Below are 16,111 nucleotides of genomic sequence, written 5' to 3'. Positions count from 1 at the left end.
ATCCCATGGAACAACCCCGGCCCGGAATGGGCAAGAGGCACCCTGAACCATGTGTCGATACGCGTGTGTATTTCGAAAAATTCGGGCGATGAAAACGCCGCCCGAACGCTGCGGATTGCCGCGAACGCGAGCGGTTTATACCATAGCGGCCCTTCACAGGCCACCGTCGCGCCCGCGCGACGTTGTCATTCTGCCACCGGCAAGGATCGAACGCGATGAGCGCGACAATCAAGACGCCCGAGGAACAGGACAAGATGCGCGAGGCCGGTCGGCTGGCCGCGCAGGTGCTCGACATGATCGGCGCTTACGTCAAACCCGGGGTGACCACCGACGAACTCAACACCATCTGCCATGAATACATGGTGGATGAACTCGGCACCACGCCCGCCCCGCTGAACTACAACGGCTTTCCGAAGTCTGTCTGTACGTCGATCAACCACGTGGTCTGCCACGGCATTCCGGGCGACAAGAAGCTCAAGAAAGGCGATGCGGTCAATATCGACGTGACGTTGATCAAGGATGGCTTCCACGGCGACAGTTCGCGCATGTATTTCGCCGGCGAGCCGTCGATCAAGGCGAAACGCCTCTCCGACGTCGCCGAGAAAGCCATGTACATCGGCATCGAACAGGTCAAACCGGGCGCCACGCTCGGCGACATCGGCGCGGCGATTCAGCAATACGTCGAATCCGAGCGCTGTTCGGTGGTACGCGAGTACTGCGGGCACGGCATCGGACGCGGTTTTCACGAGGAGCCGCAGGTGCTGCATTACGGCAAGCCCGGCAGCGGCATGCGGCTGGCGGCCGGCATGACCTTCACCATCGAGCCCATGGTCAACGCCGGCAAGCGCCACGTGAAGATGCTGCCCGACGGCTGGACCGTGGTGACCAAGGATCACTCCCTGTCCGCCCAATGGGAGCACACACTCCTGGTCACGGACACCGGCGTCGAGATTCTCACGCCGAGCCAGCTCGTCACCGCCTGAGATGACGTCCAACCTGCCCGTTGAAGAACTCGAGTCGGTCGGGCTGACCGACTGGGATGGCTTTCTCGATCGTGTCTGGGCACTCGACATCGGCGACGCCAAATCCGTGCGCGCCGCGCTCGACGAGGGTCAGCAATACATCGCCGACGCGTTCCGGCACGGCGAATCCATCACGCGGCTGGTTCGTGCACGCTGCGAAGTCGTGGACGCGGTGCTGGTGCACGCCTGGCGCGAGCTGGTCGCGACCGACAGCGCCTGCCTGGTGGCCGTCGGCGGCTATGGCCGCAACGAATTGCTGCCGCAATCCGATATCGACCTGCTGGTGCTGTATCAGCATAATCGGCTGGACACGGTGGCCCCTGCGCTGGAAGGCTTTCTGACCTACCTCTGGGACCTGGGCCTGGAAATCGGGCACAGCGTACGCTCGCCGACCGACTGCGCCGAACTGGCGGCCGACGACATCACCATCATGACGAACCTGATGGAATCGCGCGTGCTGGTGGGCGACCCGGCCCTGTTCGCGCGGATGCGGGCCGCGACGTCGGCCGAATACGTCTGGTCGTCGGCCGATTTCTTCAATGCCAAGATCGCGGAACAGGCGGCGCGCCACGCGCGTTACGACGAGACCGCCTACAAGCTCGAACCCAACGTCAAGGAATCCCCCGGCGGGCTGCGCGATATCCAGACCATCGCCTGGGTGGCCAAGCGTCAGTTCGCCGCACATACGCTGGATGGTCTGGTCGACTACGGCTTCCTCAGCCGGCGCGAGTTCTCCGAACTGCATCGCGGCCAGGCCTTTCTCTGGCGGGTGCGCTTCGCGCTGCACATGCTCACCGGGCGTAACGAGAACCGCCTGCTGTTCGACCATCAAATTCAGATCGCGGATCTGCTCGGCTACCAAGACGCTGAAAACACCCTGGCGGTCGAGCGCTTCATGCAGGTTTACTATCGCAATATCAAGGCGCTATCCGCGCTTAATGATGTTCTGCTTCAGCTTTTTTCCGAGGCGATCCTGCATGCCACCGAGGACGAGCGTCCCAAGCCGATCAACGATCGCTTTCAGGCGCGCCACGGTTTCATCGAGGTCACCCATGACAAGGTCTTTGTGCAGACGCCGAGCGCGCTGCTGGAAATCTTCTACCTCATGGAAACCCGGCCCGGCCTGAACGGGATTCGTGCCCGCACCCTTCGGCTGATGCGCCGGGATCGTCGCCTGATCGACGATAACTTCCGCAATTCAATTCATTGCCGCCGGCTCTTTACGGAAATCCTGCGCCAGCGCAGCGGTGTCACCCGGGCCCTGCGCCGCATGAATCGCTATGGCATTCTCGGGCGTTACCTGCCGAAGTTCGGCCAGATTATCGGCCGCATGCAGTACGACCTGTTCCATACGCTGACCGTGGATGAACACACACTGTTCGTGATCCGCAACATGCGACGGCTGGCGATCCCGCGCTTCAACGACGAAATGCCGTTCGCCAGCGAGCTGATGCAGGCACTCAACAAGCCGCAGATTCTCTACATTGCCGGCCTGATGCACGACATCGCCAAGGGCCGTGGCGGCGATCATTCGGAACTGGGCGCCGAGGATGCGCGCGAGTTCTGCAATGCCCACGGTATTTCCTCCGACGACACGGATCTGGTCTGCTGGCTGGTGCGCCGCCATTTGCTGATGTCGATGACCGCCCAGCGCCGGGACATCAACGATGTACAGGTGGTCAACGAATTCGCGCGCGAAGTCCGCTCGCGCGAACGCCTGGACCGCCTGTTTTTGCTCACCATCTGCGATATCCGGGCGACCAATCCGGACCTGTGGAATTCGTGGAAGGAAAGCCTGCTCACCGATCTGTACAACAACACGCGACGGGCGCTCGAGCGCGGCCTGGACGACCCGCTTGACCGCGACGAATTGATCGCGGAAACACGCAGCGCCGCCGCTGCGATGCTCACCCGGGCCGGCGTCAACACGCCGCACTTCAAGAACCTCTGGTCGCGTTTCGACCCGGAATACTTCCTGCGCCACAGCCCCGACGAGATCGCCCGCCAGACCCGGGCGATCATCACCCACGGCGATGACCAAACCCCGCTGGTGTCGATTTCGGAGATTCCCGAGCAGGGCACGACATTGTTCGTCTACACCCGCGATCGCGATTATCTGTTCGGCGTGACCACCGGCGTACTGGCCCAACTCGGCCTGTCGGTCATGGATGCGCGGATCAATACCACCAGCGACGATTACACGCTGGATACCTACGTGATTGCCGAGAACGACGGCCACCCGGTCGAGGATGCCTACCGCCGCGGCGAGGTCGAAGCCGCGCTGGTTCAGGCCATCGCCGACCCCAGGGTCGAGAGCATCGACGTGACCCGCCGCCAGGGACGCCGCAACCAGTACTTCAACGTGCCCACGCAGATCTACTTCACACAGGCGACCGAGCGCGACTGCACTGTGATGGAGATCATGACCGCCGACCGCCCGGGTTTGCTGTCAATCATCGGTGATGTCTTCCACCGCTGCGGCATCCTGCTGGAAACCGCCAAGATCGCGACCATCGGCGAGCGTGCCGAGGATGTGTTCTTCATCACCGACCGCCAGCAGACCGCCATTCGCGACGACGACATATTGCGGGAACTGCGCACCGTGATGACGGCTGAACTCGATCAGTCCGACAACTGAGCGGCGGCGACGGCCGTGAGGCAACGGGTTGCCGGCGGGCCGCGAAGCGCGTCGTACCCGCCGGCGAGCGCCCGCGTCAGGTCTGGATGTACGCCACGTGGGTGCGGGTGTACTCGTACAAGCCGTGCTTGCCGTCGGCGCCGCCGATACCGGACTTGCCGGTGCCGGCGTGGAAGCCCTGCATGGCCTCGAAGTTCTCGCGGTTGACGTAGGTTTCGCCGTATTCGAGTTCGCGGCAGGCCTTGAGCGCGGCGTTGAGGTCGCGGGTATAGATCGACGAGGTCAGCCCGTAATCCGAGTGATTGGCCAGGGCGATCGCTTCGTCGAGATCGTCGACCACCTGGATCGGCAGCACCGGCCCGAAGATCTCGTCCCGCATCACCTCCATCTCGGGCGTGCAGGCCGCGAGCACGGTCGGCTCGTAGTGGAAACCCTGGCCGATATCGGCGACCTGCCCGCCGGTGAGCACCTCGGCCCCGGCCTGCCTGGCTGATGCCACCATGGCGGCCACCTTGTCCAGGCCGGCCTGATTGATCAACGGCCCCATGTCCACCGAGGCGTCGGCGCCGGGGTCGCCGTAGGTGGTCGCCTGCATCGCTTGGGCGATGCGCTGCTGAAAGGCCTCAGCCACGCCGCGCTGGACATAGACCCGCTCGGCACAGTTGCAGACCTGGCCGGTGTTGATCACCCGCGAATCCTTGATCGCTTTCACCGCCAGATCGAGATCGGCGTCGTCGAGGACGATCGCCGGCGCCTTGCCGCCGAGCTCGAGGTTGACCTGGGTGATGTGGTCGGCGGCGTTGTGCATGATCGCCGAGCCGGTGGCGACACTGCCGGTGAAACTGATCATGTCGATGTCGCGATGGGCGCTCAGCGCGCTGCCGGTGGTCGCCCCGCCGCCGGAGACGACGTTGAACACGCCCTTCGGCAAATCGAGGGTATCGAGCAACTTCGCGAACTCGAAACAGTTGTTGGGCGTTTCCTCGCTCGGCTTGATGACGATGGTGTTGCCGGTCACCAGCGCCGGCGCCATCTTGCGCGCGATCAGAAAGAACGGGAAGTTCCACGGCAGAATGCCGGCCACCACGCCGAGCGGCTTGCGAAACAAAAACATATGCTCGCCCGGGCGATCGCTTTCGATGATCTCGCCTTCGATGCGGCGTGCCCACTGGCCCATGTAATCGAGATATTCGGCGGTGAAGTTCACCTCCACCTCGGCCAGACCCGCCACCTTGCCCTGCTCGGCGACGATCACGGCCGCGAGATCGTCCACGTTGGCGCGGATTTTGTCGGCGAGCCTGTGCAGATAGCCCGCGCGCTCGATCGCCGGCCGGGCGGCCCAGGCCTTCTGGGCGCCACGGGCGGCCTCGACCGCGCGCTGGACGTCGTTGGCATCCGATTCCGGCACCCGCGACAACAACGCCCCGGTCGCCGGGTTGCGGTTCTCGCGGGTCTCGCCGGACGCCGACGGCGCGAACGCGCCGCCGATATAGTTCTGATAAGTCGTCACGTCGCTCATCTCGGTCTCCTGGCGGGTGAGTGCGGGGCAACGCCCCGCTCCGGATCAATAGGTGGCGCGTTCGGCGGCCGGCAAGCCGTCGCGATGGCGGGCGGCGTTGGCATCGGCGGCGCGCTTGAGCATGACCACGTCGAGCCCGGTGGCAATGAAATCGAAACCGGCCTCGCGATAACGGTGGCTATCGGACTCGGCCGGCGCCAGAATGCCCGCCGCCTTGCCGGCGGCGTGCGTCGCTTCGAGCACGCGCCGGATCGCGCCCTGCACGTCGTCGTGGCCCGGGTTGCCGAGATGGCCCATGTTCGTGGATAAATCGGCCGGGCCGACGAACACGGCGTCCACACCCTCGGTGTTGGCAATCGCCTCGACATTCTCGACCCCGGCCGGCGATTCAACCTGCGTGATCAGACACAGCGATTCGGCCGCACGGGTGGCGTAGTCGGGCACCGACCCCCAGCGGTCGGCCCGGATCACGCCCGCCCCCATGCCGCGGAAGCCGCCCGGGGCATAGCGCATCGCCGCCACCAGCGCGGCCGCCTGGGCGCCGGTCTCGACCATCGGCACCATGAGCGTGCGCGTGCCGATATCCAGCAGCTGCTTGATCAGCGCCGGATCGTGATTGACCGCGCGCACGATCGCCGCCGCCGGCCAGGGCTCGATCGCCCGCAGCTGATCGAGAATGGTCACCACCGTATTCGGTGCGTGCTCGCCGTCGATGAGCAGCCAGTCGAAACCGGCGGTGGCGACGATCTCGGCGCTGTAGGCATTGGCCAGACCCAGCCAGCAACCATAGAGCGGCGCCTCGGCCAGTTTGGATTTGAACGCGTTGGCAGGAAGTTCCATGGCGTGTTCCGTAAACGTGATGTGGGTCACTGCAGGTTGACGTACAGCCCGCCATCAACCAACAACGCGGCACCGGTGACGTACTTGGCCAGATCGGAGGCAAGGAACACCGCGGGCCCGCCCATGTCGTCCGGCGCGCCCAACCGGCCGAGCGGCGTACGCAAGATCATGTAATCGCGCTTGGTCGCATCCGACAGATCCTCGCGATTGATATCGGTTTCGATCGTGCCTGGCAGCAGCGCGTTGCAGCGGATGCCGTCCGGGCCGAGCGCGATCGCGGTGGACTGCATCAACGACAGCACACCGGCCTTGGTCGGCGTGTAGTGCGTCTGCATGCCGCCGCCAACCAGCGCCGAAATCGAGCTGACCGCGATGATGGCCCCGCCCTGGCCCTGCTCCACCATCCGGTTGGCCGCCGCCTGCACCGCGAAGAAGGCACCGTTCAGGTTCACCTCCACAGTCTTGAGATAGGTCTCGCGCGGCATGTCCAGAAACGAATGAAACGGACAAATGCCGGCGTTGTTGATGAATACATCCAGCCGGCCGAAGGCATTGACCGCGGTTTCGACCAGCGCCGCGCCCGTCTCCGGATGCTCGGCCGCTGCGGCGACCCAGGCCGCCCTGACGCCGTACGCCTCGATCTCGGCAGCGGTCGCCGCGAGTATTTCGCGCTCGGCGGCCGTGTCCTCGGCGCTGATCGCGACGTTCGCGCCGTGCTCGGCACAGGCCAGCGCAATGCCGCGGCCGATGCCGCGCGAGCCGCCGGTCACGAAAATGTTCTTCCCTTCGAGCAGCATCAGGCCTTCTCCTGGCCCGGCAAGCGATACAGCCGCCGTGCATTGTCCGCGAATAGCGCCTGCTTTACGGCAGCCCCCGCGTCCGCCAGCACATCGGCATAGGCATGCCAGATCGCCGCATAGCCGGCATAGAGACCGTCCACCGGATAGTTCGAGGCGAACAGGCAGCGCTCGACACCAAAGGCATCGATGCCCTCCAGAATCAGCGGGCGAATCGAGCCCAGCGTCCAGTCATGATCGAGCATGCCGAAGCCGGACAGCTTGAGCGCCACATTGGGCAGCCCGGCGAGCCGGCGCAGGCCGTCGCGCCAGGCCCGCCAGCCGGCCACGCCGGCGCGGTCGACGTACATGCCGGCGTGGTTGATCAGGAACGTCACGTCCGGATGCTCGGCCGCCAGCAGTGCCGCCGCCGGCATCTGGTGCGGATAAATCTGCAGATCGAAAGACAGGCCGAACTCGGCCAGCAACGCGAAGTTCGCCCGCCATTGCGGCTCGCGCATATAGTGCCGGCCGACGTAATCGAACAGCGGATCGGCGTGTACGTTCAGAATCTGGCGCACGCCGCGGACGCGGTTCGACGCGGCGATCTGGCGTTCGAGCACGTCGCGCGCCTCCGGTTGCGACAGATCGGCGCCAATCACCAGCGCGCTCGGCAGATCGCCCGCGCCACCCGAGCCCGGCAAGCCCGCGAGCCATTCGGTCTCGCGCGCCGGGTCCAGCGCATCGGCCTCGACATGCACCGCGGCCGCGATCTCGATATCGCCGGCAGCCGCCAACAGATCGGCCGGACCGAAATCATGTGCCATCGGCGCATAATCGCCGAGCAGATTCGGCCGCGGATGTTCCAGCCACGGCTGGTTGCCCTGGCCGATTTTCCAGAAATGGACATGGGCGTCGACAATCTCCATGGAGGTCTCCTCGCTCGACACGCCCCGACTAACCGCCGGCTCGATCTGCGCGCTCGGCCTCGATGGCCTCGAGCGAACGCCCGCCGGTATCCGGCGCGAAGATCGTGCCCACGACGCCACTGATCGCTAGCACGGTGGCCAGAATGCTGGCCAGCACCGTGATGCCACCGGCGGCGATCATCGGCACGAACAGGCTCCAGACGCCGACAATGATCCGCATGACCCCGAAATTGAAGCCTTGGGCGGTGCTTCGGAGCATCGTGGGAAAAAGCTCCGAGGCCCACACCCGAACAAACGGCCATTGCGCGACGCCCTGTCCGACCCCGAACAACACCACGTTGCTGATCACCACCCAGCTGTTCGAAATCGGAAAAACCAGCAGGAGCACGAAGGCGATCACCTGCAGCGCGGCGCCGGTGCCGAACATCAGTCGCCGGTTTATACGATCGCCGAAAGGAATAAAGATGATCCCCAGTGAGAGCATGGCCGAGATGAACCAAGCCCCTTCAACCGCCACGCTCGCCACCTGACTGGTGTTACCCAGAGAACGTAATATGTAGGGAAAAAAGAACCCGTAGGTGCCGGCTGCAATTTGCCAGAACGTAAACACGACGAACAGAAACGCCAATGCCCGTGCGTTGGCACCGGAAAAAAGCGATTTGAGACGACCGAGCTGAAACACGCTCGCGCGCTCATCGTCCACGTCATCGGATGCCCTTGCCGCTTCCCAGCGCTCGGATTCCACCATCCCGCGCCGGAAATACCAGGTTACGAGGGCAACGATCACCAGATGCGCGAACAGAATACGGATACCGAGCAAACCGAGCGGCGACAACACCAGCGCGAGACACAGGGTGACGACGGGACCGATGTACCAAAACAAATTGGTCATGCCCACGAGCTTGCGACGTGCCTGGTGTGGCGCGAACTCAGCGATCAATGACCAAGACGTCGGCAGATCGGCCCCGACCGCGATGCCAACGAGAAAATAACCGATCGCCAGCATGGGCAGATTCATTGCGAATACCAGCCACAACCCGCCAAATGCATAGAGCAGCAAGTCGTATTGGTAGACCCGCTTACGCCCCAGGCGATCGCCGAGCCAACCTCCGATTAGGCCCCCGATACCGGCGGAAATCGCATTCGAACTGATCGCACCCAGAAAGCCGACCGTGGTGTGGGTCAGGTGAAAGGCATTGGCCCACATCGACAACCCCGCACCACCGGCCACGATAGAGCCGGCGTCGATGTAGTCCGCCATTGAGGCCATAATCGTCCAGCGCCAGTGCTGGCCGGTGGTCCGCTGTTCAGGCCCGCCCCCGCTGTCCGCATCGATCCCAGGTTCAGTCATTGCCCGCCCTCCTCAGCGTTGGCTGCCGGCATGACGAAGACCGGCGTAAGATCCTCGGTTACCGGGGCATTGTCGTGCCGTGTCTCCATCAGATCAGCCATCGCATCCCACCAACGCCGCATGACCGGCAGCTCGGGCAGCGCGTCAACGGTATGCCCGTCGGCGAGCCACATCACCGCGAGCAAGCGATGACTGCGTTCGTTGACGAAGATTCGATAGTCGAGCACGCCGGCGGCATGCAGCGCATCGACCAGCTCCGGCCAGATCGCGTCGTGGCGACGCCGGTACTCGGCGACCCGGCCCGGGTGGCGCTGCATTTCGAAGGCACGAACCGGCATGGCTTCAGTGCTCATAGGGCCGCGCCAGATCGGCGTCGGCGGCGATGGTCACACCAAAGCCCGGCTTATCCAGCGCCGAGGCCCTGATGCGCCCGTTCTCCGGCACCGGCTCGCCTTCCAGCAGGGGCGTGAACATGGGCACCACCTCGTCGGCCGCGGGCGCCATCATCAGGAATTCCGAGAACGGGCTGTTATGCCGGGTAATCACGAAGTGGTAGCTGTAGACCGACGAGCCGTGCGGAATCACCAGTTTCTGGTGCGCATCGGCCAGTGCCGAGATCTTGATCAGCTCGGTGATGCCGCCGCACCAGCCGACATCCGGCTGGATCACGTCGCAGCATTCCATTTCCAGCAACATGCGAAAGCCCCAACGCGTGGCCTCGTGCTCGCCGGTATTCACCCACATGCCGACCGGCACGTTGCGGCGCAGCTCGGCATAGCCCCAGTAGTCGTCCGGCGGCAGCGCCTCCTCGATCCATTTCAGGCCGTATTCGGCGGCGCCATGCGCCAGGCGAGTGGCGTATTCGACGTTCAGACTCATCCAGCAATCGAACATCAGCCAGAAATCGTCGCCGACGCGACTGCGCATATCAGCCAGTTGTTCGAGATTCGCCTTCAGGCCGGCGTCGAATTCGGCCGGGCTGTGCTTTAGCGGCAGCTTGCCGCCGATGAAGCCCATGTCCCTGGCCAGATCGGGCCGCGCGCCGGTGGCATAGAAAATCAGTTCGTCGCGCACCGGTCCGCCGAGCATGGCGTGCACCGGCTCGCCGCGCACCTTGCCGAGCAGATCCCACAGCGCCAGATCCACACCGGAGATGGTGTTCAGCACGATGCCCTTGCGGCCGTAGAACAGCGTGGCGTGGAACATCTGGTCCCACATCAGTTCGATGTCGGTGACCTTCTGGCCTTCGATGAAGCGCGCCAGATGTTTTTCGACGATGAAGGCACCGATTTCGCCGGCGGTGGTCACCCCGACCCCCACCGAGCCGTCCGAGGCCTCGACCTCGACCACCAGCGTACCCAGCACGTTGAGCCCGAAGCTGCGGCGTTTGGCCCGATACGCCGGATACTTGCTCATCGGCGTGGAAATCTGGCTGTCGATCCAATGGCCTTCGCCCTGGTCGTGATAGTCCGCCCCGCCGCCGCGCACCGTATAGGCACGAATCTGCTTGATCGTCGGCATCGTCATCGTCCAGCTCCGGTGTTTACACCAGTCGTGTCTTGAGTCGACTACTGGAATAACAGCGGCTCGGAAGCCGAGACCAATACGGCCCACACGCAACCCGATACGATTTTTTTATCGGGCGCTAGAAATGCCGGACCTTCAGGCATTTCGGAGACGCGTATAAAGACTGCGCTCAGCGTTCATTCGACCAATGTCGAACGCGTCGTCGAGCCGATAGCATTAAGGTATTGACACTTTCCGCGTTCGACAGGTCGGCCCATGGCCCTGGTTTCCCGCACCGCCCTGCTCAATCGGCTGCGCTACAAGCACCTGCTGCTGATTCGTCTGCTCGATGAGCGCCGCAACCTGCATCGCGTGGCCGAGGCGATGAACATCTCGCAGCCGGCGGCCACCCGCATGCTGCGCGAGATCGAAATCACCTTTGACAGCGAGTTGTTCACCCGCGACGCCAAGGGGGTGGCGCCGACCCGACTCGGTGCCGTGCTGGTGTCGTTCGCCCACAACGCCCTCACGCGACTGGACCGCTGCGCCGAGGAATTGCAGCGTTATCGCACCGGCGACGGCGGCGATCTGGCGGTGGGCGCCATCATGGGCGCCGCGCCGGATCTCGTCGCCCAGGCCGTGATCGAGATGAAACAGGACCGGCCGCTGCTGCGCATTCGACTCATGGGCGAGACCAGCGACCAACTGCTGGACCTGCTCTCGCGCAGCCAGATCGACATGGCGATCGCGCGTTTTTCCTCCGCGCTCCAGCACAACGAGTTCGACTTCGAGCCACTCGGCAACGAGCGCATGATCGCCGTGGTTCGGCGCGGCCATGCCCTTGTCGGCCAGTCGGGTATCGAACTTTCCCGGTTGCTCGAGGAATGGCCGTGGCTGCTGCAACCGGTAGAAACACCCGCGCGCCAGGCGCTGGAAAAAGAACTGGAACAGCGCGGGCTGGTCTCGCCGCGCGACGTGGTCGAATGCGGCTCGATCTTCGCCGCCTTGCAGTTGGTCAAGCGCAGTGATGCGATTCTGGTGATGGCCGAATCGGTGGTCCGGGACTATCTCGATTTCGGCGTGCTCACCCGCCTCCCGATCACGCTCGGCCAGGCGCTGGCGCCGTTCGGCATCCTCACCCGCCGCGGCGAACGCCTGAGCGAAGCGGGGCATCAGTTCGCCGCCGTGGTCCGCGCACATGCCGCGTCCTGCGCCGCGCCGGCTGTCTTGCGACATGGCGACGCTGCGTCAGACGGTGATTCCACGTTAAACTCGCGCGCTTGAATTGCACCCTTGAGCGAAACGACCATGGCCGGAATACAGCAGATCATCGAGGACGCCTTCGACCACCGCGACCAACTGTCGCCGGCTTCGGCCGACCCGACCATCGTCGAGGCGGTCGAATCCGCGCTGGCCATGCTCGATGACGGCTCGGCCCGTGTCGCCGAACCCACGGCCAATGGCTGGCAGGTCAACGAATGGCTTAAGAAGGCCGTACTGGTGTCGTTCCGCCTGCGCGACAACGCGCCGATCGACGGTGGGCACACCCAGTATTTCGACAAGGTGCCGGGCAAGTACGCCGACTACGACGAGGCGGCCTTCAGGAAACAGGGCGCGCGCATCGTGCCGCCGGCCATGGTACGCCGTGGCGCGCATATCGCACCCAATGCGGTGGTGATGCCGAGCTATGTGAATATCGGCGCCTATGTCGGCGCCGGCACGATGATCGATACCTGGGCCACGGTGGGCTCCTGCGCCCAGGTCGGCGAAGGCGTGCATCTGTCCGGCGGCGCCGGGCTGGGCGGCGTGCTGGAGCCGCTGCAGGCCGCGCCGACCATCATCGAGGACGGCTGCTTCATCGGCGCGCGCTCGGAGATTGTCGAAGGCGTGCGCGTCGGCCGCGGCTCGGTGATTTCGATGGGCGTTTTCATCGGCGCCTCGACCCCGATCTACGACCGCGAAGCCGACCAAATCATCCACGGCGAAGTACCGGCCGGCTCGGTGGTCGTCGCCGGCAGCCTGCCGCGCGACAACGGGCGCTATTCCATCAACGCCGCGATCATCGTCAAGAAAGTCGATGCCTCGACCCGCGCCAAGGTCGGCGTCAACGAACTGCTGCGCAACGTCGAATAATGCGGCAGTTGTTTGGCATCAAGACCTGCGATACCTGTCGCCGCGCCCGCAAATGGCTGGATGACGCCGGCATCGATTATGCCTGGATCGATGTGCGCGAAGACGGCGTCAGCCGCGAACGCCTGGACGCCTGGCGCGAAGCGCTGGGCGACGCGGCGCTGCTCAACAAGCGCAGCAAGACCTGGCGCGATTTCGACGCCGACCAGCGTGCGGCGGCCGAGGCCGATCCGATGCCGGTGCTGCTCGCCCATCCCACGCTGATCAAGCGGCCGATCCTGGAAACGCCGCGCGAAACGCTGGCCGGATTCTCGCGGGCGCGCTACGAAAACGCGCTCACCGGCGGCAGCTGTTGATGCCGGAAACGCCCGCGCTCGATCTGGCCCGCGAATTGATCCGCCGCCCCTCGGTCACGCCCGAGGACGCCGGCTGTCAGGATCTGCTCGCCGACCGACTGGAAGCCGCCGGCTTTGCGATCCAGCGCCTGCGGTTCGGCCCGGTCGACAACCTGTGGGCCGTGGCCGGCAAATCCGGCCCCCTGCTCTGCCTGGCCGGGCACACCGATGTGGTGCCCGCCGGGCCGGCCGAACAGTGGTCGCACGATCCGTTCGCCGCCGAGATCGTCGACGGCAGGCTCTACGGCCGCGGGGCGGCCGACATGAAATCCAGCGTCGCCGCCATGGTGTGCGCGGCCGAGCGGTTTCGCGCCGAACAGCCCGGTCACCCTGGCCGCCTCGCATTCCTGTTGACCAGCGACGAGGAAGGCCCGGCCATCGACGGCACGCGGGCCGTGATGCGCTGGCTGGCAGAACGCGGCGAGCGCATCGATTTCTGTCTGCTGGGCGAGCCTTCCAGCAGCCATGAGCTGGCCGACACCATCAAGAACGGGCGTCGCGGCAGTCTCAACGCCCGCATTCGCGTGCGCGGACGGCAGGGCCACGTCGCCTATCCGCAGCGCGCCGACAACGCCCTGCACCGCCTGATCGGCCTGTTGCACGACCTCACCGCGCATCGCTGGGACGACGGCGATGCCTTCTTCCCGCCGACGTCTTTCCAGGTCTCCAATCTGCGCGCCGGCACCGGAGCCGAGAACATGATTCCCGGCGACGCCGACGCGGTATTCAACTGGCGCTTCTCGCCGTTGCAGAGCGCCGCGTCGATTCAGGCCGTCGTATGCGATTACTGCGGCCGCCGCGGCGTCGATCCCCACGCCATCGAATGGCGCCTGTCGGGCGAGCCCTTCATCACCGAGAGCGGCCCCCTGATCGATGCCGCGCGCCGTGCCATTCGCCAGTGCTGCGGCCACGACGTGACGCTTTCGACCGCCGGCGGCACGTCGGACGGCCGCTTCATCGCGCCGACCGGCGCCGAAGTCATCGAACTGGGGCCGCTGAACGCCTCGATCCATCAGATCGACGAACACATCGAGGCAGCCCATGTAGATCAGCTGGCCGGTGTCTATTACGCGCTGATCGGGGCACTGCTCGGCGGTTCGTGACCGCCCGACGGCCGGTCAGACCGTGGACAGCGGCGTCGGTCGCAGCCCGGCCATGGCCGGCCGGCCCAGCGCATCGCCGCGCTCGCCCGCGGCTTCGAGGGCGGCCCGCCATTCGTCCAGCTTCTGGTCGGCGTGACAGTAGCCACGATAGACCACATCGTCGAGCGTGTCCCAGTCGAACATGCCGATGCCTTCGACCGGCATGTGCAGCGCCAGGTCCGCACGCGCGTCGATCTCCCGGCGTTCGCGGTCACTGGACAGCGTGGCGGTGTGGAACAGAATACGGAACATGTTCAGGTGTCGCCCGGCCGCGCCGAGTGACAGCAGCGAGGTCGTGGGCGAATCGTCGGCCATTTCCACGGTCAGCGTCGACTCGCTGCTGACGTCGGAGACGATCACGTGCCCGCGCCCCATCTCGGCCATGGTGTCGAAGGGAATCGCATTGAGCAGGCCGCCATCCACCAGCAATTCGCCGCGATGGACGGTGGGCGGCGCAATGCCCGGCACGGCCATGCTCGCCGCGACCCAGGTGGCGAGTTCGCCCTCGTCGTGCACCACGGGCAGGCTGCGCGACAGGTTGGTCGACAGACAATAGAACGGGATATCCAGGTTCTCGATCAGCCGGTCGCCGAAGATCGCGCCTAGTTGCCGGCGGAATTTCTCCGCTGTGATCAACGAGATGCGCGACAGCGAATAATCATTGAGATACTTGCCGGTGACAAACGTCTCGCGCAGGCGCGCCAGCATGGTGGTGGCGTCGTCACCCATTGCGATCATGCCGGCGATGAGCGCCCCCATGCTGGTGCCGCCCACGGCATCGATCGGGATGTTCTTTTCGTGCATGGCCCGCACCAGGCCGACGTGGGCGAAGCCGCGCGCCCCGCCGCCGCCCAGCACCAGACAATTCGCCCGGCCCGAGACGAGCCGCGCGACACGCGCCATCTGGTCCGGCGGATAATCACGCGCCACGCGGTGATGAAAGCCGGCACGCGCCACCCGACGCCAGCCGAGTGCGGAATACTCATCGTCCTGGCCGTACAGCAACACGACCTCCATCGGCGCGCGCAGCGCCTGCTCCCCCAACCAAGCCAGATTGCGCGAGACAAACGGCCGCTGTTCGCCATAAGCGACAATCAGTACGCGGTCGGCCTGGCGCAGCCCGCGGCGTGTCCAGGCGTCAGGCTCGGCGCTGCCCTGATAGATCAGGTAGCGGTAGCGTTCCTCGAGCTGCGTCAGCCAGCGGGTGAGCGCCCGGTGCGACTCACCCGCGCCCAGGTCGGCCTCGGCCGTCCCATCGCCCAGCGCCGTATCCACGCGCGAGGCGTCGATACGCAATGTCGGCGCATACGCCGCCAGCGCACTGGACAACGCGCGCGAAAACCCCGCCACGTCCACCCCCGGGTGCGCCGGCACCACCGCATACGTCCGGCCGCTCTGCACGCTGTCGCGGCTGGCCATCGGCGACATGTCGCTCAGGCGATCCGCGATCAGCCGGGTCACCTGCAGCATCGCCTGCGGGTAACGTGAGACCAACGATTCGAACTGCGCGCGCGATATCCGCAGCAGCTGCGTGTCGCGCATGGCGAGGCCATCGGCGGAATGCTTCTGCTCGCGAATGATGGAGATCTCGCCCACCATCTCGCCGGCGCCAAGCTCACCCATATGCATCGACGGCCCGTCGTCACGCGGGCGGACGACACGAATGCGGCCACTGACGATCACATACAGCGCATCGCTGTCGTCGCCGGCTCGAAACAGATATTCCCCGCCCCCGATTTCCACCCACTCCGCGCGCGCGGCGATGGTGCGCAGCGCGCGGCGGTCGAGATCCCGGAACAGCGGGTTGGCGCGCAATATGGCCTGCGTATCCATAGTCTTCAGTGTATCGGCAATACCGGGGCT

The 16,111-nt window shown here is 65.1% G+C and carries 14 protein-coding genes; 6 read left to right on the top strand and 8 right to left on the bottom strand.

Features of this window, described 5'->3' with window-relative positions:
- Nucleotides 1–215: 215 nt before the first annotated feature.
- Complete coding sequence (map, locus tag ACS8Y6_RS04865) at nt 216–983, top strand: type I methionyl aminopeptidase (RefSeq protein ID WP_440848323.1); 768 nt, start codon at nt 216–218, stop codon at nt 981–983.
- Between the two features lies 1 nt (nt 984).
- On the top strand, nt 985–3,660 hold the full coding sequence (gene glnD, locus ACS8Y6_RS04860; protein WP_440848322.1) for a [protein-PII] uridylyltransferase: 2,676 nt from the start codon (nt 985–987) through the stop codon (nt 3,658–3,660).
- A 76-nt stretch (nt 3,661–3,736) separates the two neighbouring features.
- Here the strand turns inward: glnD and aldA are convergent, their stop codons facing one another.
- The 7 genes from aldA to rhmD are packed head-to-tail and all read right to left on the bottom strand — an operon-like array spanning nt 3,737 to nt 10,602.
- Nucleotides 3,737–5,179, bottom strand: coding sequence for an aldehyde dehydrogenase (gene aldA, locus ACS8Y6_RS04855; RefSeq protein WP_440855089.1), 1,443 nt, complete (start codon nt 5,177–5,179; stop codon nt 3,737–3,739).
- A 45-nt stretch (nt 5,180–5,224) separates the two neighbouring features.
- Nucleotides 5,225–6,019 (bottom strand): aldolase/citrate lyase family protein, encoded by a 795-nt coding sequence (locus tag ACS8Y6_RS04850; protein ID WP_440848320.1) that lies wholly within the window; start codon nt 6,017–6,019, stop codon nt 5,225–5,227.
- A 26-nt stretch (nt 6,020–6,045) separates the two neighbouring features.
- The gene (locus ACS8Y6_RS04845) at nt 6,046–6,816 is read right to left on the bottom strand and encodes an SDR family NAD(P)-dependent oxidoreductase (protein WP_440855088.1); all 771 of its coding nucleotides are present in this window, start codon (nt 6,814–6,816) and stop codon (nt 6,046–6,048) included.
- Nucleotides 6,816–7,724: an amidohydrolase family protein gene (locus ACS8Y6_RS04840; RefSeq protein WP_440855087.1), complete on the bottom strand. Its 909-nt coding sequence runs from the start codon at nt 7,722–7,724 to the stop codon at nt 6,816–6,818. The genes ACS8Y6_RS04845 and ACS8Y6_RS04840 overlap by 1 nt, the downstream gene beginning before the upstream one ends.
- 28 nt (nt 7,725–7,752) lie before the next feature.
- Nucleotides 7,753–9,075, bottom strand: coding sequence for an MFS transporter (locus ACS8Y6_RS04835; RefSeq protein ID WP_440855086.1), 1,323 nt, complete (start codon nt 9,073–9,075; stop codon nt 7,753–7,755).
- The gene (locus ACS8Y6_RS04830; protein ID WP_440855085.1) at nt 9,072–9,428 is read right to left on the bottom strand and encodes an L-rhamnose mutarotase; all 357 of its coding nucleotides are present in this window, start codon (nt 9,426–9,428) and stop codon (nt 9,072–9,074) included. Before ACS8Y6_RS04830 ends, ACS8Y6_RS04835 begins: the two co-directional genes overlap by 4 nt.
- A complete protein-coding gene (rhmD, locus tag ACS8Y6_RS04825; RefSeq protein WP_440855084.1) occupies nt 9,418–10,602 on the bottom strand; it encodes an L-rhamnonate dehydratase in 1,185 nt (394 codons plus the stop codon). Before rhmD ends, ACS8Y6_RS04830 begins: the two co-directional genes overlap by 11 nt.
- 255 nt (nt 10,603–10,857) lie before the next feature.
- On the opposite strand from rhmD, the gene ACS8Y6_RS04820 reads away from it, so the two are divergent.
- From ACS8Y6_RS04820 to dapE, 4 genes are read left to right on the top strand one after another with little or no spacing between them, the layout of a single operon-like run.
- On the top strand, nt 10,858–11,865 hold the full coding sequence (locus ACS8Y6_RS04820; protein WP_440855083.1) for a LysR family transcriptional regulator: 1,008 nt from the start codon (nt 10,858–10,860) through the stop codon (nt 11,863–11,865).
- A gap of 24 nt (nt 11,866–11,889) precedes the next feature.
- Nucleotides 11,890–12,714: a 2,3,4,5-tetrahydropyridine-2,6-dicarboxylate N-succinyltransferase gene (gene dapD / locus ACS8Y6_RS04815; protein WP_440855177.1), complete on the top strand. Its 825-nt coding sequence runs from the start codon at nt 11,890–11,892 to the stop codon at nt 12,712–12,714.
- Complete coding sequence (locus ACS8Y6_RS04810) at nt 12,714–13,067, top strand: Spx/MgsR family RNA polymerase-binding regulatory protein (RefSeq protein ID WP_440848311.1); 354 nt, start codon at nt 12,714–12,716, stop codon at nt 13,065–13,067. Before dapD ends, ACS8Y6_RS04810 begins: the two co-directional genes overlap by 1 nt.
- On the top strand, nt 13,067–14,209 hold the full coding sequence (gene dapE / locus ACS8Y6_RS04805) for a succinyl-diaminopimelate desuccinylase (RefSeq protein ID WP_440855082.1): 1,143 nt from the start codon (nt 13,067–13,069) through the stop codon (nt 14,207–14,209). Before ACS8Y6_RS04810 ends, dapE begins: the two co-directional genes overlap by 1 nt.
- Before the next feature lie 15 nt (nt 14,210–14,224).
- Here dapE and ACS8Y6_RS04800 read toward each other — a convergent pair whose 3' ends face one another.
- The gene (locus ACS8Y6_RS04800) at nt 14,225–16,081 is read right to left on the bottom strand and encodes a patatin-like phospholipase family protein (RefSeq protein WP_440848309.1); all 1,857 of its coding nucleotides are present in this window, start codon (nt 16,079–16,081) and stop codon (nt 14,225–14,227) included.
- Nucleotides 16,082–16,111: the final 30 nt, after the last annotated feature.

Origin of the sequence: Salinisphaera sp. RV14, assembly GCF_052044135.1 — a bacterium.
Taxonomy (GTDB): Bacteria; Pseudomonadota; Gammaproteobacteria; order Nevskiales; family Salinisphaeraceae; genus Salinisphaera.
The sequence above is the reverse complement of the archived record's forward strand: the minus strand, read 5'-3'. Positions and strand labels throughout refer to the sequence as shown.